Below are 20,980 nucleotides of genomic sequence, written 5' to 3' on the forward strand. Positions count from 1 at the left end.
CGGTCGGGCTCCCGGATGTCTGGCTCCCGCATCCAGAGAGTGATGACACGCCCAGAAGGACGGCGATCGTTCCGACGACTGCTCTACCAGCGAAACGGTGAGCGACAAGCCTCTTCACAAGCCCCCCTATTTGTTGTTCGCCAGGATCGCGTACTGCGCGGAAATCCGTTGGTACACATCCTGTTGTTGCTGAGACCAGACCGTTGCGGCATACCGCCCGTATGTCACGTAGCAAGTGAATGGCGCCGCGTTGTCGTCGGGGCCGTGATACTTCACGCAGCGTGCAGCAGGGAGCCCGGTCGGCGGCTCTATCCGATGCTTGAACCGGGAAGTGGATGTGGTATCGAGAAAGGTCTCGGCCGAGGCCGCGTCCCTGGTGCGAACCAGGATTCCCGCACCGTAACCAGCGCGATCCATCCCGGTCTTCTCGAATAGTGCCTTGTACACGGCCGTATCGCCCACAATGTGGAGCGTGCCGTGCTGGTCGAGCGTCCCGGTAAACGCATCAGCCGTCTGATCGCCTGCCGGTCGTGGCAGGCTCAGTCTGAGCATGCCGTCGGGGTCGGGTGGAAGCTCGGCGAGTTTGTCCGGCGGTGTCGGCTGGAAGCTCTTCAACCGGTCAGTGGTGACCTCGATGGCCTTGTCGGCAACCGCAAGTGGTGCGGCTTCGGGCGCGACGTGGAGATCGTTCTGGACGACGGCGTTCTCGATCTCATTGATCATGGTGAAGACGACGAATCTCCCAGTGGCATACCAGGAGGCAAGCCGCTGTTCGGCAGGAGCCCAGATCATTTGGGCGGTTGGATGGTGGCTCGACTGCACAGGATCAGCCGTAGTGTTCGGCAACTCCAGCGTCATGCCGCTCCGTGCGAGGGCGGTCGCCGCGGCTGCGGCGGCACTGTCACTGTCGAAGATCATGACGGCATTTGTCAGCGTATATCCGACGAAGACATCTTCTGAAGGACGTCCGCTGGTAGCGAAGCCGGCAACGAATCCCGGTGTGTCATCTACGAAATGATCGACATTGAGATAGCCGCCGAACGAGTTCGGTCCGGTGAATACGTTTGCACCGGACCCGTTGTGGGTAAGGGCCGGATCAATCTCAGAGGCGAGAGGAAGAAGGTTGCCGAGCCGTACAGCCTCGAGGATGCGGGCTCGCTTGGCGGGATCCGAGGTGGTCGGGTCCTGCGGTTTCGTCGGGTAGCTGCCGGTGTCGAGCTTGGTCAGATCGGCCGTCTTCTCCTCGGCCGCATGTGATTTCGAACCGCATCCGGCGCTCATCAATACTGAAACCGCGAGCAGTGCCGTCGCTGCCGCGCGCACCCCGATGTGGGCCGACCGTAGTCGGCCATAGCCATGACGCATGTCAAGTATTCCCCCCGCCGAAACGGAATAGCCAGTGTCACCTTGCTTCTGGTGTGCAGAGTGTACTGGGAGGTATGGATGTGCGGGGCACCCCGTCAATTGGCCGGGTGGCATCTCACAGGTACTGACTATTCGCGAGCACCGCGTATTGTGCTGCCGCCTTCTGCTGGGCGTCGATCAGCTGGTTGCTCGCGACGCGGGCGACGTAGCGGTCGTAGCGCACGGTGCAGATGTATTTGTCGTCGACGTTCCAGGCGTCGTAGTCCTTGTCGGAGTTGTTGTCGGCGGCGTCGTGGTTGTCGGCGCAGGCGACGTCGGGGACCTTGGCGGGGGCCTCGGCGGGGGTGGGGGTGAGGGCGGTGATGGCGGTCCACAGGGCGGCGGCGGACTCGGGGTCGCGGGCGCGGAAGAGGAGGCTGCCCTTGTCGGTCTCCGAGACGCGGTCGACGCCGTTGTTGTCCAGCAAGGGTTTCCAGGTTGTCTGGTCGTCGACGTAGTGCAGGTAGCCGCGGGCGGTGTGGGTGATCTCGGTGTCCGGGTTGGGGTTGATCAACGAGCTGGGGTGCAGGGTGCGGCGGAGCATGTCGTCGGGGTCGTAATCCAGGCGGTAGATGTCCTTGGCCGACAGTGCGGGCGCGCGGTCGAGCATGGGCAGTTGGGCGGTGAGGATCTTGCCGGCGAGGCCGCGCAGGCCGTCGAGGTCGGCGGTGGGTTGTTGGACGAAAAGGTCGACCACGTACGAGCCGTCGGTCAAGACGGCCGCCAGCGATGGGACGCCGGGCCGCCAATGGGCGATGGCGGCGGGGTTCCCGGTGAGGGTGACGTGGACGTTCTGGTCGGGGGCCACGTTGAAGTCGGCGGCCTCCATGTCCCGTCCGGCCGTCTGGGCGCTCTGCTGGTCGGGGAACTGGATCACGGTCAGGTTGAACGAACTGGCGGTGGGATCGACGTCCGCGCCGCCGAAGGGCTGGAAGTTCCCGGAGAGGCTGAAACCGCTGGACTTGCCCAGCGGTTTGGTGCTGGAGGCGGTGGAGTAGCCGTAGACCATGTTACTGGCGTCCAGCACCGTTCGAACCGGGTCGGCCAGTATGGCATAGGTACTGGATGCCGAGGTGAGCGACTTGGACAACAGATTGTGGCTGAACGACGGGTCGACGTCCGCTCCGATGACCGTGTTGTCGGCGAGGCGCGCGATGGCCATCGCATATCCCTCGCCGCTGCTGTGGCGGTAGGTCATCCGTACGTCGAGCGGGTCGGTCGGGTAGTTGCCGACCGGGAGTTGCCGGACATCGACCTCCGCGGCGGCCGCGGTACCGGACACCTCGCTGGCGCATCCGGCCAGGGCGGGCGCGGTCACGGCGGCCGCGACGACGAGGGACACCGCACCGAGAACTGTTCTGCCGCAACCGCGGCGCGCACCGAGACGCTTCACGATTCCCCCTACTTCCCGTTGGCGAGGATGGCGTACTGCGCGGAGATGCGCTGGAAGACGTCCTGCTGCTGCTGAGACCACACCGTCGCCACGAAACGTCCATAGACGACCGAGCAGGTGAACGGGAACGCATGAACATCGGGGCCGTGGTACTTCACGCAGAACGCGCTCGGCAGCCCGGGCGGCGAATCGATCCGGTGGAGGAACTTGTCCACGTTGGACTTCACGAAGTCCGTCGCCGCGTTCGCGTCCCGGGTCCGGTACAGAGCTCCTGCGCCGTAGGCGACCGCGTCCACCCCGGCCTTGTCGTACAACGAGCGGGCAAGCACCACATTCGATTCGGTGTGCAGGGCTCCGTGCCGGTCGAGCACGCCGTCGAACGCGTGCGCTGTCTGGTCCCCGGCCGGGCGCGGCAGGGTGAGGCGCAGCAGGCCCTGCGGATCGACCGGCAACGAGTCGACCTGGTCCGGCGCGGTGGGCTGGAACGATTTCAGCTTGTCGGCGGTGACGTCGATCGTCTTGTCGGACTTCGCGATCAGATCGGGGAGATCCGAGATCTTCGCGTAGAAGTTCTCGGCGCTGTTGACCAGCGTGAGGATGAGGTACTTCCCGATCGGGTAGAACGTCGCGAGGTACTGGTCGTCGGGCAGCCACGAGAGGTGCGCGGCGGGATGCGCGGGCGACTGCGCGGGCTCACCCGTCCCGAAGCCGACGTCCAGGAAACCGTTGGCACCCTCGGCCGCCGCGGCCGCGGCGGCGTCGCCGTCGTTGTCGAAGACCATGACGACATCGGTGAGCCGGTACCCGAGGGATTCGTCCGCGTCCGTGCGTGCGGCCGTTGCGAAACCCGCCACGAATCCGTCCGGATCATTGGTGAAGGCCGCCTCATTGAGCCAACCGAACGCCGAATGGCCACCCTTCATCTCGGGACGAAGCACTTCGGAGATATGGGCGAAGGGGTGTACACCACCATCGTCGTGGGTCAGCGCGGGATCGATTTCCATCGGCAGCGGCATGGTGTTCCCGAGCCGCAGCGCCTCCGTGATGCGCCCGCTCGCGCCGGTGGTGGTGACCGGCGTCGGCGCGGTCGCGTAGCTGCCGGTGTCGAGTTTGCTCAGATCTACCGAGTTCACTTCGGCCGCACGGGAATCGGCCCCGCAGCCGGTACTCGTCAAAGCTGTGATCAGTAAGAACGCTGCCGCCGCCGCGCGCGGCCGGACGCGGACCGACCGAGGTCGGTTGAAACCGTGACGCATGTAGAACTTCCCCCGAAACGAATGACCAGCCATACCTGAGCTGCTCGCCTGCAAAGCATACTGTCAGGTTCGAGCAGCGGCACACCTTGGGAATCCACTGGGGGACTTGGCGTCTCAGCGCCGGGCCGTGGCCCCGCTGAGGTAATGCTGTTCCGCCGGGGTGGTGACCATTTGGGCGGTGGTCATGGTGGCGGGGGTGTGCACCGAGATGGTGTGCGGGGCGTCCGGGTGCTGGACGATCGTCACGTCGGCGTCGGGTTGGTAATCGGCGGAGATGGATTCGTGGATTGTGACCACCGTGGCCGAGCCGGGAGGAGCGCTGGCCGGGACACCGTCGAAGACGATGACCGTGGCGGCCGGGCTGGGGAGGCGGCCGGTGACGGCCGTGCCGCGGGAGCTGTGGGTTACCGAGGAGGCCAGGGAGAGGGCGTGGGGGGCGGCGACATTCGTCACCATGCCCTGCCAGGCGCCGGGCCGGGCGGTGTGGACCACCGCGCCGGCGCCGAGAGCGATGGCCCGGAGGATGACCTGCTGGGCCAATTGGAGGCTGGCGATGATGTCGATGCGGCGGGAGCCGTCGCCGATGAGGGGGACCGCGATGCCGCTGCCGGTGGCGTCTGCGCCGATGAGCTGGCCGCAGCCCGCTGTCGGCATGGTGATGTCGGTGAGGACGTCCACGGGGCCGCGGTAGCCGCTGGGGCGAATCTCCTGGGTGCCGTAGGCGAGGATGTCCATGAGCGCCCACATTTGGCGGCGGGGTAGTTCCTTCAGGCCCGCTACCGGGGGTTCGCCGTGCTCGTAAGGGGTGTCGTAGCGGACTCGGGCGTCCACCTCGATGATGCTCGCGGGCTGGCCGGGCTTCGCGCCGGGCTCGGGGACCGGTTGCAGGCGGACGGTCACCGTGGTGGCGAGGCTGCGGACCGCCCAGATCTTGGCCAGGCCATCGGAATTGAACAGCTGCGGATCGATCTGGTAGCTCGTCAGGTGAACCCCGTTGTGCTCCAGGTTGTCCGGGTGCTCGGTGAATTCGCCGACGGGAATACCGCGGGTGAGCTCACGTACCGCGGTCGTCATCTCCGACGTCGTCAATACCGACGCCGTAATACCGTGCCCGGCAAGGCGATTCGCGACCCGGCGGGTGGCGACCAGGGCCGAGCGCAAGGCGCCCTCCGGACCGCCGCCGCGATTGTCGACGGCCTTGGCGTTGTCGAGCGGATTCAGGCGCAGCACCAGCCACATGGTGCGGTGTGCGATGGCGGGCAGCGGGCCCAGGATCTCGTCGTAGAGGCGGCCCAGCGGTGCGATGCTGGCCGCGTAGCCCGAGATCACCGCCTCGGTGCTGGCGGTGCGGGTGCCGGTGCTGATGACATCGACCGAATGCAACTCGACATCGTATTGCCGCAGGCAGGCCGCGATCTCGTCGAGCGGCAACAGCTGATCGGTACTCAGTGAACCGCGCCGCAGCAAGGTCAGCGTGTCCGGCGGCGGATCGATGCGCAGCATGGTGGTCAACAGCGTGCCGTCCCAGCGCAATCCACAGCTGCCGCCATCGGGCAGCGGAACGTCGACCAGGGCGTTCTCGTCGAGACTCGCCCGGCGCGCCTGCTTCCAGCGATACCCGACCCACCGCCCCAGCCGCAGCCCGATCGGCGTGCCGGCCACCGGGACCAGCCCGATGAGCGCGGGCACCAGCCCGGCCACCAGCGCCGCCCACCAGGGCGCGTGCAGCGCCACCACGACCAGCGAGACCGCGACGCCGATCAAGGCCACCGGAATCACCAGTCGCAACGGCAGATTCCGCAGCAGCCACAGATCCTCCGACCGCAGCTCCGCCGCAACGGCATTCGCCGCGGGCCGGTTCGCTGCGGACTGCGAGTGCTGCCCCTGAGACTCCACGGGCTCTGGTGCGGACTGCGCCGCCGGGGGACGCGGTTGCGGCGGCGCCGGTCGCGGCGGCGCGGCTACGGGCGAGCCGCCGTGCGAGAACTCGTCGAACCCGCCACGCCCGAAATCTCCTTCCCCGCTGCGTGAATGGCCGCTCGCCGCACCGGTCGGCGCGAAGTTGCCGGGTCCGCCGGGCCCGAAGCCCGGGTCGCCCGGTCCGTATTCTCGTGGCCCGCCCGGGCCGTAGCCGCCCGGACCACCCTGCGGGTAACCGCTCGGCGGCCTGCCGTGCCGCCCGTCTCCGGGGTAGCCCCCGTCCCCGACTGGGTTCCCACCATTTCCGCCCGGCTGATAGCCGCCCGCTCCCCGCGGAAAGTCGTTCACAGTTCAGTTGCCCCTCAGTCGGCGGCCGACGACAGGTTGAGTGACGTGAGCAAGGTGCTCAGCGCGGCCTTCATGTCGGGGCCCTCGATCCGCATGAGCACCGATTCGTCGATGGCGCTCAGATCGATGGATTCGTCATTGGCCAGGCGGAATTCGCGTTCCTCCTCGGCGGCCTCGATCAGGTTGCGGATGAAACGGCCGTTGCCGGCCACGTCGACACCGCGGCGCGGTTGCCCGCTCTGGTCGGTGCTCTCCATGGTGTAGAGCTTCTCGCAGGTCGTGACCAAGGCGCGCAGTGCGTCCTCGGACAGCTCCGAATCCCGCTTGGACGCGACGACCTCGCCGATCCGGCCGAGCTCTTCCGCGGTGTAGGACGGGAACTGGAGCCGCTTGGCGAAGCGGGAGGCCAGACCGTCGTTGGCGGCCAGGAAGCGGTCGATCTCGCCGTCGTATCCGGCGATGATCACCACCAGGCGGTCGCGGTCGTTCTCCATGCGGGCCAGCAGCGTGTCGACGGCCTCGCGACCGAACGCGTCACCACCCGAAAGACCCTGCTGGATCAGGGTGTACGCCTCGTCGATGAACAGCACGCCGTCCATGGCGGTGTCGATCAGCGCGTCGGTCTTGATGGCGGTGGAACCCAGGTGCTGGCCGACGAAGTCGGAGCGCTTGGTCTCGACGACCTTGTCGGTCTTGAGAATGCCGAGGCCGCAATAGATCTTGGCGACCACGCGCGCGATGGTGGTCTTACCGGTTCCGGGCGGGCCGGTGAACGCGAGGTGCTGACCGCGCGCCGAGCTCGAAAGTCCCTTCTCCGCACGAATCTTCGCGAGCTGCGCGCTCGACTGCAGCTTGGCCACCTGCGTCTTCACCGCGGCCAGGCCGATCTGCTTGTCCAGCTCGGCGCGCGCCTGCGCCAGGATCTCCTTGGCCCGGTCCTCGTGCTCGGCGGCCTGCTTCTCCTCCAGCGAGGGCGCCGAGGCCGGATCCCAACGGTCGGTGCGGGCCTCGATCACCTCCCGGGTAGTGAGCGTGATGCGGTAGGTGCGGTCGCGCATGGCCGCGGTATTGGCGTCGAAATCCGGTGCCTGCGAATACACCTTCTCGAACAGCGCCTGGGCCTCCTCGGCCTGGCCGTTCTCGCGCAGGCACAGGCCGCGGCAGAACATGGCCGCGGTGCGGGCCGCCGGAATCGGGCCTGCCTCGGCGGCCTCCATGCGGCGGATCGCCTCACCGAACAGACCCAGCTGCGCACAGGCCGTACCGACCATTACGTGCGCGCCCGCGGCCAGGTACGGGTCCTCCCAGCCGTCGGATCCGTTCAGCACGGACATGACGTCCGGCCAGCGCTGGGTGTTGTAGTGCAGGATGCCGCGCACGTATTTGGCTATGCGGCCGTCGATTTCGAAGTCGGGCTCGCCCGCCCGCGCGCGGCGGTGCTTGTCGAGCTCATCGAGCACCTGCAGCGCCTCGTCGTAGGACTTCTCGGCGATCAGGTGCGCGGCCCACGCCAGCTGGATCTCGGTGAAACTGGACAGCGGGTAATCGATGTAGAGCCCGGGCAGAAAACGTCCAGCAAGCACCCGCGGCGCCAGCCCCAACCGGCGCTGTTCCCGTCCCAGCGACACAGTGCTGCACTTGTAGAGGTTGCTCAGAACATCTTTGGTGACATCCCCGGCGGCGGCCCGGCCCAGCCAGGCGTCGGCCATGGTGGGGTCCCATTCGGTCGCGCGCTGGAAGGCGAGTTTGGCGTAGTCGAGGTCCCGGTTCGATTCCTGGCCCTCGATGCTCAACCCCAGTGACAGCACTCCCGCATCGAAGGCGCGTTGGGCCTGGCGAGTGTCGATCATCCTAGTCGAACCCCGAATTCGTCGAGCCTGGTTGGTCTTTCGTTCACAATCCCCACCCACACCGTGCGAATCGCACGGCTGCGGACAGTCGGATACATTATGGTTAACCGCCCTGGGCGGGCAACTGTTGAGAGCTACAGGGGAGCAGTTCAGCTAGTGACAGCACAGTCGATCAGCGGCCCGCGGGCGGCTGAACCCGAATTGTGCCGTGTGTCCGTCATCGGGGGGAATACCCAGCTCGACGTCGGTCTGCCGGCCAACGTTCCGATCGCCGCCTTCATCGGTGATCTGGTGCGCCTCATCGAATCCCGTAATCCGGACCCGATCGGCGGCGAGGAGGGGGGAACGCCACTCCAGTCGCAGCATTGGACGCTGGCCAAATTGGGACGCGACATGATCGCGCCCAGTCAGACGCTCAATGACGCCGAGATCTACGACGGCGAATTGCTGGTGCTGCGTGCGGTTTCCGCCAAGGAAGCGCCCGCGCTGTTCGACGACGTCATCGACGCTGTATCGAGGCTCACGGCGGAGGAGTTCCGCAGCTGGTCCGTGACCGCCGCACGGTGGACCGGACTGGTGGCGGGGGTGGCCGCGGTCGCGTTCGCGGTTGTGCTGGGCCTGATCTCGCGATCCGGGGGCGACAAGTTCGTCGCACCGCCGCTGCTGCTGGGCGGCGCCATCGCCGCGCTGGTCGCCGCCGCCATCGCCATGCGCAAGTACGCCGACGAGCTGACCGCGACCGTGCTCACCCTGTGCATGCTGCTGCTCACCTTCGGCGGCGCGGCGCTGGCCGTGCCTGGCTCGGTGGGCAGTCCGCACCTCATGCTCGGCGCGGCCGCGACCCTGCTGCTCGCCGTGGTCGGCTACCGCATCATCGGGGCCGGCGCCGCGGTGGTGTCCGCCGTCGTGACCGTGGTGATCCTCTCCGGAATCGGCGCGGCCGTGCGCATGATCTGGGATGCCGGGGTGCCGAAAGTGGCTGCGGGCGTTCTGGTCGCGTCGATCATCGTGCTGTCGATGGTGCCGCGGCTGGCCGCCATGCTGGCGCGATTGCCCGTGCCGCCGGTGCCCACCGCCGGCGCCGCCATCGATCCGGCCGACCACGAACCCCGCCCCACCATCGAGGGCATCGGCGCCATCGGAGCCACCGTGCTGCCCTCCGCGCACGGGCTCGGGCAGCGTGCTCGCACGGCCAATCAGTTCCAGACCGGCATCGTCATCGGCAGTGCGCTGGGCGCCGTCGCCGGTGCGCTCGGCACAGCCGACCCGCTGCACTCCGACCGCTGGCAGGGCATCGCCCTGGCCGTCGTCATCTCGATCATTCTCTGCCTGCGCGGACGCTCGTTCGCCGATCTCACCCCGGCCGCCACGCTGATCGCCAGCGGCTGTGTCACTTTCATCGGTCTGGCGGTGCTGCTGGCACTGTCCGACGACGGGATGCTGCTCGTCTCCGCCGGGCTGCTGCTGGTATTCGCGGTGGGAGCCGTCGGATTCGGCGTCATCGGCCCGCATGTCGAGGTCACCCCGGTCACCCGGCGCTTCAACGAGCTGTTCGAATACGGCCTGATCGTGTCGATCGTCCCATTGGTGCTGTGGATCATGGACGTCTACTCGACGGCCCGGAACATATGAGTCGGCGTCCTGGAAACTGGGCGCGAACACTGTGTGCGGGGGCGATTCTCGGCGGTGCGCTGCTGGGGCCGCAGGGCACCGCGGCGGCCACCGTCACCCAGCCCGATCCTGACCTCTCCCATATCGGGGATGCGCAGGCGCTGGCCGGCAAGCCCGCGCCACCGGTGCCGACCCAGAAGAACGCGGTCTGCGTCGAACAGTCGCTGAAGGGCGACACACCGCGCGATGAACCCGTCGCGCAGAAGGTGCTCGACCTGCCCGGGGCCTGGCAGGCCAATCCGGGGCCGAACCACAGGGGCGCGGGGCAGAAGGTCGCCGTGATCGACACGGGTGTGAATCGGCATCCGCGGCTGGCGAACCTGCAGGGCGGTGGGGACTACGTCTCCGATGGCGACGGCACCACCGAGGACTGCGACGGCCACGGCACCCTGGTCGCGGGCATCATCGCCGCTCAGCCCAGCGCGGACGACGCGTTCGTGGGAGTCGCGCCGGACGCGGAGATCCTGTCGATCCGTCAGCTCAGCGACGCCTACAAGGCCAAGGACTCCAATGGCGGGGACACGCCGGGCAGCATGAGCAAGTCGGGGTACGGGAATATGCAGACCCTCGCCGCGGCCGTGGTGCGCGCGGTGAATATGGGTGCGACCGTTATCAATATCTCCGAGGACGCCTGCACGGCCGCCGGAGGGGACACCGCGGACAGCACGCTCGGCGACGCCGTGCGGTTCGCCTACGAACAGAACGTGGTCGTGGTCGTCGCCGCCGGCAATGTGGACCAGGCCAATGGCTGCGGAACGCAGAACGACCAGTACAGCAATACCAAGACCAGCTGGGACAAGGTGAAGACCATCTCCAGCCCGGCCTGGTTCAACAAGTATGTGCTGGCGGTCGCCTCGGTCGATCCCAGCGGCGGACCCTCCAGCTTCTCGCTCTACGGCCCGTGGGTCGGTGTCGCGGCGATCGGGACCAACATCGTCTCGCTCGACAACAAGCCCGGCGGGACCGGGCTGGTCAACGCCACCGGCCTCGACTCGGGCCAGAAGGCCATCAACGGAACCAGTTTCGCGGCGCCGTACGTGGCGGGCCTGGCGGCGCTGGTGCGGGCGAAGTACCCGGACTGGACCGCGCGGCAGGTGATGAACCAGATCATGCTCACCGCGCATCAGCCCGGCACCGGCCGCGATGACCGCGTCGGCGCGGGCCTGATCGATCCGGTCGCCGCCCTCACCGCGCAGTTCCCGGCGAGCACACTCACTGCGGACACGCCCGAGCTGCCGATCCATGTCGGGGCCGCGAAATCCCAGGCCTTCCCCACACCGCAAAAGCCTGTCGGCCCGCCGCGATTGCCGCGGCTGGTCGCCACCGTCGGAACCATCGTCTGTCTGTCCGCGCTGGGAATCGGTCTCGCCGTGTCGATTCCGTTCCGGCGACGCCGCCGCGACGACGAGCTACCCGACCTCGATTCCTAACGACCGGAGAAACACCCATGGCTACCGAAGGTTTCGTGCGCCGGCCCCGCATCGCTCCACCCCGCGCCCCGGGCGGTGAGATGGCGTTGACCGCGCCGCCGGAGATTCCGCGTCCGGTGCCCGCGCCGCTCATGGGCAAGCTCATGCCGGTCGTCATGGTGGTCGCCATGATCGGCATGCTCGCCATGATGAGCTTGATGGGCCGGTCGATGCTGTCCAACCCGTACATGATGATGATGCCGATGATGATGATCATGTCGATGGCCGGCATGCTCATGGGTCAGCGCGGCAGCAGCAAGAGCTCCGCGGAGCTGAACGAGGAACGCAAGGACTACTTCCGGTATCTCGACCAGACTCGCCGCGAGGTGCGGCGCACCGGGCAGAAGCAGCTCGAGACGCTGGTTTGGAGCCATCCGGAACCGGCTGACCTGCCGTCCATCGTGGGCTCGCGGCGCATGTGGGAGCGGCGGCCCAACGATCCGGACTTCGGGCATGTGCGCGTCGGCATCGGCACGCACCGGCTCGCGGCCAAGCTGGCGCGGCCGGAAACCGGTCCGCTCGAGGATCTGGAACCGGTGTCCACCGTCGCGTTGCGGCGTTTCGTGCGAACGCATTCCGTGGTGCACCACCTGCCGACCGCGGTGTCGCTGCGCGCCTTCCCGGCCATCAATGTCGAAGGACCGGCCGAGGACACGCGCGGGCTGGTGTGGTCGATGCTCATGGAGCTCACCGCGTTCCACGGCCCCGACCACGTCGCCGTTGCCATCGTCACGGCCGAACCCGACTGCGAGGCCTGGGCGTGGGCGAAATGGCTGCCGCACGTGCAGCATTCGAGCCAGCGCGACGGCATGGGCGCGGCCCGCATGATCTACGGCTCGCTCGGTGAGCTGGAGACGGCGCTCGCCGACGATCTGCTCGAGCGTGGGCGGTTCATGCGCAATCCGCAACCGACGCAGGGGCGCATGCACCTGGTCGTCGTCATCGACGACGGATATGTCAGCGGCAGTGAGCGTTTGATCAGCGAATCCGGTCTGGACGCGGTCACCGTCATCGACCTGAGCGCCGCCGAGAACAGCCTGGCCGCGCGGCGCGGGCTGCAGCTCGTCGCGGTCGAGGGAGAGGTGTTCGCCAAGAGCGCGGCCGGCACCGAGAAGTTCGCCAATGCCGACAGCGTGACCCTTGCCGAGGCGGAGGCGTTCTCGCGCAGCCTGGCTCGCTTCCGCATCGCCACCGCGGCGCAGATCGTCAGCCTCGGCGACAACACCTCCGCCGCCGACCCCGGTCTGATGAACCTGCTCAAGATTCCGGACGCGTCCCAGATCGACCCGGCCAAGGTGTGGCGGCCGCGCGCCGGCCGCGAACGACTACGGGTGCCCATCGGCATCACCCCGGACGGGACGCCCGTCGAGATCGACATCAAGGAATCCGCCGAGAACGGGATGGGGCCGCACGGCCTCTGCATCGGCGCCACCGGCTCGGGTAAGTCGGAATTCCTTCGCACACTGATTCTTTCGATGGTCACCACGCACTCGCCGGATCAGCTCAACCTGATCCTGGTCGACTTCAAGGGTGGTGCGACGTTCCTCGGTATGGACCCGCTGCCGCACGTGGCGGCGGTCATCACCAACCTCGAAGAAGAGCTCTCGCTCGTCGACCGTATGCGTGACGCGCTCGCCGGTGAGATGAATCGGCGGCAGGAACTGCTGCGCTCGGCGGGCAACTTCGCCAATGTCAACGAGTACGAGAAGGCCCGCGCGGCCGGCGTGCCGCTCGACCCGCTGCCCGCGCTGTTCGTGGTCATCGACGAGTTCTCCGAATTGCTTTCGCAGAAGCCAGATTTCGCGGATCTGTTCGTCATGATCGGCCGACTGGGCCGCTCGCTCCACGTCCACCTGCTGCTGGCCTCGCAGCGGCTGGAGGAGAACAAGATGCGCGGCCTCGACTCGCATCTGTCCTATCGCATCGGTCTGCGTACGTTCTCGGCCAACGAATCCCGCGCGGTGCTCGGCATCACCGACGCCTATCACCTGCCCGGTGTCCCGGGTTCCGGCTACCTCAAGAGCGACGCCTCGGATCCGTTGCGGTTCAACGCGACCTATGTATCGGGTCCCTACGTCGCGCCCCGGGCCGCCCGGCAGGCCGCGGACGGCACCACCGTCGTCGAAGCGCCACCGCGCGAATTCACCGCCGCGATGGTCGAAATCCTCGAGCAGGCCGAACCGGAGAACCCGCTCGATCCGCTCGACCTGCTGCCGCCCCCGCCGCCGACGGGCGACGAAGGCCTGCCCGACAGCCTGCTCCAGACCGTCGTGAAACGCCTGACCGGTCACGGCCGCCCGGCCCACGAGGTCTGGCTGCCGCCGCTGGAAGAGTCGCCGACCGTGGACATGCTGCTGCCGGATCCGGACTGGCGGTCGCCGGTCAACCGGCACGGGCAGCTGTGGATGCCGATCGGCATCATCGACAAGCCCTATGAGCAGCGCCGCGACGTGCTCACCATCAATCTCGCCGGGGCGCAGGGCAATGTCGCCGTGGTCGGCGGCCCGCAGTCCGGCAAGTCCACCACGCTGCGCACCATCATCATGTCCGCGGCGGCCACGCACACGCCCGAACAGGCGCAGTTCTACTGCCTCGACTTCGGTGGTGGCTCCATGGCGGGTCTGGTCGGCCTGCCGCACGTGGGTTCGGTCGCCGGCAAGCTCGACTCCGACAAGGTGCGGCGGACCATCGCCGAACTCGCCACCCTGCTGCGCGAACGCGAAGAGCGCTTTGCCGCCCAGGGCATCGAATCCATGGCCGAATTCCGGCGGCGCAAGCACGCCGCGCTGGCCTCGGACCGCGCCGACGACCCGGTACTGGCCGACCGATTCGGCGACGTGTTCCTGGTGATCGACAACTGGCAGGTCGTCCGCGAGGAATTCGACAGCCTGGAGCCGGTGGTCGGACAGCTTGCCGCCCAGGGTCTTTCGTACGGCATCCACGTGATCCTGGGCGCGAACCGCTGGGGCGAGATCCGCGCCTCCGTGAAGGACATGATCGGTACCCGCATCGAGCTGCGCCTGGGTGACCCCTCCGACTCCGAGATGGGCCGCCGCGTCGCGGTCAACGTCCCGCTCAACCGGCCCGGCCGCGGTCTCACCCCGGACCAGCTGCACATGCTCATCGCCATGCCGCGCCTGGACTCCGACACCAACGTCCAGAATCTGGCCGAGGGTGTGGCCGCGGCGCGCACCGAGATGCAGGCCATCTGGGGCGAACGCCGCGCACCCGCCGTTCGCACGCTGCCCGGTAGCGTGCCCCGCGAACAGGCGCTGGAACTGGCCCGCCGCCACGGAATTCAGCAGAGCCCCACCAAGGTGGTCATCGGCATCGGCGAATCCGAACTGCAGCCGATCGTCCTGGATTTCAGCTCCGACCCGCACTTCATGGTCTTCTCCGAAGTCGAATCGGGTAAGACCACGGTGCTGCGCAACATCATTCGCGGCCTGGCCGAGAGCTCCAATGCCGACACGGCCCGCGTCATCCTCATCGACTACCGCCGCACCCTGCTGGGTGTGCTGGAAGGCGATCAGCTGGCCGGGTACTCCACCTCCTCGCAGACCTGCGGCGGCATGATCAAGGAAGTAGTCAACTACCTCTCCAAGCGCATCCCCGGCTCCGACATCACCCCCCAGCAGCTGCGCGATCGCGACTGGTGGACCGGCCCGGAGATCTACGTCGTCGTCGACGACTACGACATGGTCGTCGCGGGCGGAAACCCCCTGGGCGCCTTGGTGGAACTCCTACCGCAGGCTCGCGACATCGGCCTGCACGTCATCATCTCCCGCAATATGGGTGGCATCTCCCGGGCCCTCTACGACCAGGTCCTGGGCTCGATGAAGAACCTGTCGGTCCCCGCCCTCCTCATGAGCGGCTCCCGGGACGAGGGCAAACTCATCGGCGACATCCGCCCCATGCGCCTCCCACCCGGCCGCGGCATCCTCTGGTCCCGCTCCCGCGGCGACGAAATGATCCAAATCGCCGACCTCCCCGCGCTGTAACCGGGTGGCACACAAGGAAGTCGCATGAACATCGGCTCCGGCTCGATACCCGGCGGCCACCGCATCGAACGCGCGCTCGGCAGCGGCGGAATGGGCACGGTCCACCTGGCCGCCCACTCCGCTCTGCCCCGCCGCCACGCCCTCTGGCCCCCTCGCCGAGGTCCCCGAAATCCGTGCCCGCTTGGGCCACGAAGCGAATCTCGCCATGACCCTCGACCATCCGAGCATCGCCGCCGTCCACAGCACGGTGTCTGCGGACGCGTGACCTCGCCGAAAGCGTCTACGCCGGTGACGATCCGGAAATGCGCCGCTGAGATGCAGTAGCCACAGGGATCACGTGGTTGCCGGGCCCGGCTCGGTGATCGCGCCGGGGAGGGTGCGCAGGAGTGGGTTGTGGGTGAGGGACCAGATGGTGGTGGGGTCCGGGTTCCGGGTGAAGCGGGTGGTTTCGCCTGCTGCCAGGGTGAGGGCTGGGCGCGTCGTGACCGGGTGGGGCCAGGCTGCGGTGGGGCGTTCGAAGAGGGCTCGGGAGGGGCCGGTGGCTTCGGGGCCGGCTATGCGGGCGAGGTGGAAGCCGGCGCGGAGGTAGTAGGCGTGGAGGTCGGTGTTGGTGGTCCAGGCGTCGAGGCGGACCCAGGTGCGGTGTTGTCCGCGGGCCAGGTGGGCGGCGTGGGCCAGCAGGGTTTCGCCCACGCGGGTTCCGGCGAAGCGGAGGTCGACGATCATGTAGTGGACGATCACGGCGTCGGCGAGTTCGCCCGGAGACCAGAGGTTTTCGTCGGCGCGGTCGTTGACGGTGATGGTGCCGGCCGCTTCGCCGTCCACCTCGGCGATCCAGGTCTCGCCCTGGCGGACCGCATGGGCGACGGACCGGACGAAGGTCTCGATGGGGAGTCCTCGCCCGGCCCGCGTCCACTGGTCACTGCCGCGCGCCGCCAGCCAGCTCGTACGTTGCAGCCGGAACCGGGTGATGGTCCCAAGATCGGCGATGCGGGCGCGGCGCAGGTGCGGCTTCATGGCGAACCGGGTAGCAGGGAATTACCGAAGGAATGGGAATTTCCGGACGGAAATGGAGCACCTAGAGTTTTACGAATAATGTCCGTTCCTTCGTCATCGCCCAATTCGTATGCCAATCGGTTGCGGGCCGCTGTGGAACGATGGCGCGTCACTCGGGTGACGCGATCGTGATTCGCTCCGATGCGGAGGTGGTCGAGCAGTAGCGTACCCGGGCCCACGCCCAGCAGCGCCGCCTCCTCGGCCGTGGCGGGTCGGGCGACGATGGTGTCGCGATGGGCGGTCTCGCCGAATCCGCGTTCGGCGAGCCGCCGCGTGGTGCCCTCCGGAATGTCGTGTGGTGCGTCGATTCCGGTGGCCTCGGCCAGATCTCGCGGATAGAAGCTGACCTCCCACGACCACGGCTCGTTGTCCAGATACTGCATGATCGTGCGCGACACGACCCACTCGTCGCGCGCGACACCCAGCCAGTGCGCCACTTCCGGACTGGCCGGTTCCATTCTGGCGCTGAACTGTTTGGACGGCTCCCGCCGAGCGGCGCGCGCGATCTCGGAGAAGATGTCGTGCGCCGCCTTCGGCCGGTCCGGCCGAATATGGTTGGTGACAACGGATTCCAGCACTTCCTGACTGCGCACGATGGTGCCCCGGGAAGTGGCGGTGTAAACCAGGTTTTCGGCAACCAGGAGCTGAATTGCGTTGCGAGCAGTCGTAATCGACACCTGCATCTGGTCGGCCAGCTCATTGTGACTCGGCAGTCGATCGCCCGGTTCCCACTTGCCGGCGCGGATCTCCTCGCGGAGGAGGTCTGCGATCCGTTGATATCTCGGACCGTCCGCCATCTCGCTCCTCGGTTGTTGCTTCAAGGCCAAAAGTCTACTCCGGTAGTACTACTGCCGTGTAAGGCTTGACACCAGCATTCTGAGGTTTATTGTAATGAACGTCCTGAATGCGGTGTTGTTATACGTCGAAGAACGCGAGGCAACGTGGCAGGTTCGGAGACAACAAACACGGTCGTTGTGGCATTGCCCGACGTGTCCGCTTCGTATGCGGATATGGAGGCGCAGCCCTTGGCTGCCGGCCTATTGCCGACCTCCGACCTACTACTGCGCGCTTGTCGCGGTCACCGGGTGATCGGCGGACCCCTGCTGTGGTTCGCCCATGATCTCGCGGTGCTGCACGAGCGGCGGCTGGTCGGGCGCGGCGGTATCGGTCCGGAAACCGATCCCACCTCGATCGTCGAAACAAAGCGCCGCCGAATCGAATTGGTCATGGCCATCGACGACTGGATCGTGCGCTCGGTTCCCCAGCATCGGCTGGGTGCGACCCTGCACACCGAAACGGTCGGTTCGGTCATCGATCGCCTCGCAGAGGCTTCGGTTCGGGCTCATCACGCGTTGATGACCCTTGACGCGAATGATGAAATGCTACACGGCGCTTGGCACCATTTAGCCGAATTGTCGGACGCTTACGACGATCTCGTTCGTGATGTGCTCGCCGGTCGGCGGCGGCTGCCCGCCTGGTGAATAACGAAACAACTGTGCGGTCCGGGCCCGAGGGCGGCCCGGACCGCCATGTTCCGCGCGAAAGATCATTTGCAATTACAGTGCGCGGAGTTGGCTACTTCGGCAGTTGCCGGATGGCCTCGTCGAGCAGTGTCACGGCCTTGCCGCATGCATCTGGTGAATTCGACAGATCGGACACCGTGAGCTTCAGTTGCTCGGCATTGCCTTTATCCGTGGGCCGCACCAGATAGCTGAGGTAGCAGTCGTTGCTGGAGCGTGCGCCGATGACGTACGCGGTGAATTCGCCGGCCTGCAGGGTCTCGTAGGTCCACTCGCCCTGATCGGGGCGGCTCTGGTCGACCAGGTCGACGCGGACCCAGCCGTCCTGGCCGATGGTCGCGCAGGCGTGCGGGGCGCGCTGATGGTCGGCGATATCGCCGACGATCTCCCGAATCGTGCTGTCCTGTACCACCGAACACGGGTCCACGCGCAGAATCGAATTCGACGGGACTGTCCGCTGCGGCACGTACGAGGTGAGCTGCTGTGCGACGGCGGTCAGCGCGTCCTCCGCCGCGGTGCAGGCGGTGCCCGGCTGGGCCGCGGGGTCCAGCTCCTCGGCCGACATCCGCAGCGGCACATTCCCGCCGGACTGGGTCACCAGCACGGTGTCGCATTTGTTGTCCGCGGCTCCGGCGCTGAGGATCGGGCCCCAGCCGGCGGTCCGGCCCGTCGGCGTCAACTGGTCCACACCGATGGCGTGGTCGGGAATGTCCAGGTTGTAGTGGACCTTTCGCTGCGTCGAATCGACCACGGTGGTGCCGCAGCCGCCCTCGGGCGAGGCTTGCGGATCACCGGTACGTGTGCCGAGCTTGCCGGGCACCGCCTTGTCGATGACCGCGCAGAAGTCCAGCAGCCGCAATTCCATGGCCGTCAAGTCCAGTGACGGGTCCGTGCGCGGCTGGGCATGGCCGTCGGTCTGCGACGACCGGCTCAGCCCCGCCAGCGTGCCGCTCACCACCACCAGGCCGGTGACGGCCGCCGCCGCCCAGCCGATCGTCCGCCGCCGCCGACCGGCCAAGCGCGCCAGCTGATCCCGGTAGCGGGTCTCCTGCTCACCGCTGGACGCCCACCACTCGGCATCTGCTCGATGCGTCTCGATGAACTCCAGCACCGGTTGCGGCCACGCCGATTCCGCGGGAATGCGCTCCGCCTGCTCCAGCAGCTGACGCGCCGACGGGCGATGCGCGTGATCGGGCGCCAGGCAGGACTCCACCAGTTTGCGCAGCGCATGCGGGACCGCCTGCAGATCCGGTGTGGCGGACATGGATCCGGTGGCGGCCAGGACCAGCAGCATGCCGATTGCGTAGATGTCGACGGCGGAGGTCACCGGCTCGCCCCCGGCCTGCTCGGGGGCCAGGTAGGGAGCAGCGTCGGCGACGGCGGCCGAGGCGCCCTCGCCGTCGCGTGCCCGGGTGATACCGAAATCGATGATGCGCGGGCCCTCGGGCATCAGCAGGACATTGCCGGGCTTGAGATTCCGGTGCACCAGCACCGCCCGGTGCACCTCGATCAGGGCGGTGGCCAGGCCGATCGCCAGCAGGCGCAGGCCCGGAAGCGGCAGCGGACCGCAGGCCGCGACGACCGTCGCGAGATCCGGCGCCGGCAGGTATTCGGTGGCCAGCCAGGGGCGTTCGGCATCCGCGTCACTGTCCACCACGGCCGCCGTATACGGTCCGGTCAGCTGCTTGGTGGTCTCCAGCTCCCGCTGGAAGCGCGCCCGGAACTCCATATCCACGGTCTGCGAGCGGTGAATCTGTTTGACCGCCACCAGCTTTCCGGTGGGCGTGCGGCCCAGCAGCACCCGGCCCATATCGCCGGTGCCGATGACGGCGATCATATGGTGCGGGCCGATCCAGCGCGGATCGTCGGGCAGCAGTGCCTTCATCGCGGACCTCCCATGATCGCGTACTGCGCCGCCGCCAGCTGCCGGACATCGGTCTCGGTATTGCTGTAGACCACCGCCACATACCCGTCGCGCACCACCACACAGCGATAGCGGCGGGCCTGCACGGATTTCGGGTCCGGGCGGGTCGCCTGCGAACAGGTTGCGGCGGTCAGGCCGCGGACATTACGCATCCAGGTGTACTCCGAGTTCTCAGGGTCGGCGGCGAGGTCTCGGCCGTACTGTGCGGCGGCCTTCGAATCCCGCATCCGATACAGGTACTTGTTGTGGGACACCGCCAGCGCTGTCACGCCGCTGCCGGAGTATTTGTCGAAAGTGTGCGGTGGCTCCGGTGAGAGCGCCGAGAAGGCGCGGACCCCGAAGGCGGCGAACGTCTTCGGGTCGGCCAGCGGATCACCGGTGCGCACCAGCCGGATCAGCAGGCCGTCCGGATCGAGCGGCACCGTGGCCGGATCCGGAACGGGGGAGGTGTCGACACCGGCCAGCCCGGCCACCTGCTTGCGATAGGTGGTGGTGACCATGTCGACCAGCCGGCCCAGATCGGGATCCGGCAGTTCGGCGTACACCCGGATCACCACGTTCTGCCACGCCATGAGACTGCCCAGCGCAGGGACGCCCGGCCGCCAATGACTCAGCGCGGCCGGGAAGGCATCCACCCCGACCGGCGCGTTGTCGGGACTCGCCGCGAAATCGACCCGCGCCATCTCCGCCGCGGCCGCCGTCGCCGACTGCTCGTCGCGAAATGCCGTGAGCGATATCGCCAGATACTTCTGGGGCGGACCGTCACCGCCAGGCCGGTTCGCGGCCGCGATACCGAAGGAACCGGCCACGCCGAAGGGGCGCGCCGCCGCCCGCTGCTGCGGCGAGAGCGCGGTCTCGTGGAAGCCGCGATCGTCGGCCGAGATCCCGCCGCCGCGCACCGTCGTCAGGTCGGGATCGATATCGGTCGCGAAGACGATGTGATCCGCCAGCCGCACCGACTCGGCGAAGATGCCGCGGATCCGGCTCGGCTGCCGATCGAAGTCATCGTCGCCATGAATCGCGTACGGCCCGTAATCCGGTGCACCGCCGTCGTTCCCGCACGCGGCGGCCAGGACCAGCACGGCGGCACCCATTCCGGCGGCGCACCATCGCCCGGACCTCAGACGCATCCGTTCCCCTCACCCACCGGTCAGTGGCGGGCCGGCCG

The 20,980-nt window shown here is 67.6% G+C and carries 13 protein-coding genes; 4 read left to right on the forward strand and 9 right to left on the reverse strand.

The genetic code is table 11. The features are described from left to right. Positions 1–126: 126 nt before the first annotated feature. From ACWEKS_RS01990 to eccA, 5 genes are all read right to left on the reverse strand, one after another. A complete protein-coding gene (locus ACWEKS_RS01990) occupies positions 127–1,365 on the reverse strand; it encodes a DUF7373 family lipoprotein (protein WP_452338367.1) in 1,239 nt (412 codons plus the stop codon). Between the two features lie 115 nt (positions 1,366–1,480). Further along, positions 1,481–2,797, reverse strand: a complete 1,317-nt coding sequence (locus tag ACWEKS_RS01995) for a DUF7373 family lipoprotein (RefSeq protein ID WP_452338368.1) — start codon at positions 2,795–2,797, stop codon at positions 1,481–1,483. A gap of 8 nt (positions 2,798–2,805) precedes the next feature. Continuing rightward, on the reverse strand, positions 2,806–3,930 hold the full coding sequence (locus ACWEKS_RS02000) for a DUF7373 family lipoprotein (protein WP_452338369.1): 1,125 nt from the start codon (positions 3,928–3,930) through the stop codon (positions 2,806–2,808). A gap of 237 nt (positions 3,931–4,167) precedes the next feature. Next, positions 4,168–6,321 (reverse strand): type VII secretion protein EccE, encoded by a 2,154-nt coding sequence (eccE, locus tag ACWEKS_RS02005; protein WP_452338370.1) that lies wholly within the window; start codon positions 6,319–6,321, stop codon positions 4,168–4,170. A 14-nt stretch (positions 6,322–6,335) separates the two neighbouring features. Next, complete coding sequence (gene eccA, locus ACWEKS_RS02010) at positions 6,336–8,171, reverse strand: type VII secretion AAA-ATPase EccA (protein WP_452338371.1); 1,836 nt, start codon at positions 8,169–8,171, stop codon at positions 6,336–6,338. Between the two features lie 210 nt (positions 8,172–8,381). On the opposite strand from eccA, the gene eccD reads away from it, so the two are divergent. The 3 genes from eccD to eccCa are packed head-to-tail and all read left to right on the forward strand — an operon-like array spanning position 8,382 to position 15,312. Further along, a complete protein-coding gene (gene eccD, locus ACWEKS_RS02015) occupies positions 8,382–9,803 on the forward strand; it encodes a type VII secretion integral membrane protein EccD (RefSeq protein WP_452338372.1) in 1,422 nt (473 codons plus the stop codon). After that, positions 9,800–11,272, forward strand: coding sequence for a type VII secretion-associated serine protease mycosin (mycP, locus tag ACWEKS_RS02020; protein WP_452338373.1), 1,473 nt, complete (start codon positions 9,800–9,802; stop codon positions 11,270–11,272). The genes eccD and mycP overlap by 4 nt, the downstream gene beginning before the upstream one ends. A gap of 17 nt (positions 11,273–11,289) precedes the next feature. Then, positions 11,290–15,312: a type VII secretion protein EccCa gene (eccCa, locus tag ACWEKS_RS02025; protein ID WP_452338374.1), complete on the forward strand. Its 4,023-nt coding sequence runs from the start codon at positions 11,290–11,292 to the stop codon at positions 15,310–15,312. Between the two features lie 333 nt (positions 15,313–15,645). Here eccCa and ACWEKS_RS02030 read toward each other — a convergent pair whose 3' ends face one another. Beyond that, positions 15,646–16,329, reverse strand: a complete 684-nt coding sequence (locus ACWEKS_RS02030) for a GNAT family N-acetyltransferase (RefSeq protein ID WP_452338375.1) — start codon at positions 16,327–16,329, stop codon at positions 15,646–15,648. Then, entirely contained in the window at positions 16,326–17,165 is an 840-nt protein-coding gene (locus ACWEKS_RS02035; RefSeq protein ID WP_452338376.1) for a GntR family transcriptional regulator, read from the reverse strand. Before ACWEKS_RS02035 ends, ACWEKS_RS02030 begins: the two co-directional genes overlap by 4 nt. A gap of 330 nt (positions 17,166–17,495) precedes the next feature. Here ACWEKS_RS02035 and ACWEKS_RS02040 point away from each other — a divergent pair, with 330 nt between their 5' ends. After that, positions 17,496–17,849: a DUF4254 domain-containing protein gene (locus ACWEKS_RS02040; RefSeq protein ID WP_354830395.1), complete on the forward strand. Its 354-nt coding sequence runs from the start codon at positions 17,496–17,498 to the stop codon at positions 17,847–17,849. Positions 17,850–17,943: 94 nt separating this feature from the next. Here the strand turns inward: ACWEKS_RS02040 and ACWEKS_RS02045 are convergent, their stop codons facing one another. Further along, complete coding sequence (locus ACWEKS_RS02045; protein WP_452338377.1) at positions 17,944–19,773, reverse strand: protein kinase domain-containing protein; 1,830 nt, start codon at positions 19,771–19,773, stop codon at positions 17,944–17,946. Beyond that, positions 19,770–20,906: a DUF7373 family lipoprotein gene (locus tag ACWEKS_RS02050; RefSeq protein WP_452338378.1), complete on the reverse strand. Its 1,137-nt coding sequence runs from the start codon at positions 20,904–20,906 to the stop codon at positions 19,770–19,772. Before ACWEKS_RS02050 ends, ACWEKS_RS02045 begins: the two co-directional genes overlap by 4 nt. Positions 20,907–20,980: the final 74 nt, after the last annotated feature.

Source organism: Nocardia sp. NPDC004711 (assembly GCF_053601595.1).

Coding starts and splice junctions, on each gene's coding strand:
- mycP (WP_452338373.1), top strand. CDS start 9,800: ATGAGTCGGCGTCCTGGAAACTGGGCGCGAACACTGTGTGCGGGGGCG.
- eccCa (WP_452338374.1), top strand. CDS start 11,290: ATGGCTACCGAAGGTTTCGTGCGCCGGCCCCGCATCGCTCCACCCCGC.
- ACWEKS_RS01990 (WP_452338367.1), bottom strand. CDS start 1,365: ATGCGTCATGGCTATGGCCGACTACGGTCGGCCCACATCGGGGTGCGC.
- ACWEKS_RS02030 (WP_452338375.1), bottom strand. CDS start 16,329: ATGAAGCCGCACCTGCGCCGCGCCCGCATCGCCGATCTTGGGACCATC.
- ACWEKS_RS02035 (WP_452338376.1), bottom strand. CDS start 17,165: ATGGCGGACGGTCCGAGATATCAACGGATCGCAGACCTCCTCCGCGAG.
- ACWEKS_RS02050 (WP_452338378.1), bottom strand. CDS start 20,906: ATGGGTGCCGCCGTGCTGGTCCTGGCCGCCGCGTGCGGGAACGACGGC.
- ACWEKS_RS02045 (WP_452338377.1), bottom strand. CDS start 19,773: ATGAAGGCACTGCTGCCCGACGATCCGCGCTGGATCGGCCCGCACCAT.
- eccA (WP_452338371.1), bottom strand. CDS start 8,171: ATGATCGACACTCGCCAGGCCCAACGCGCCTTCGATGCGGGAGTGCTG.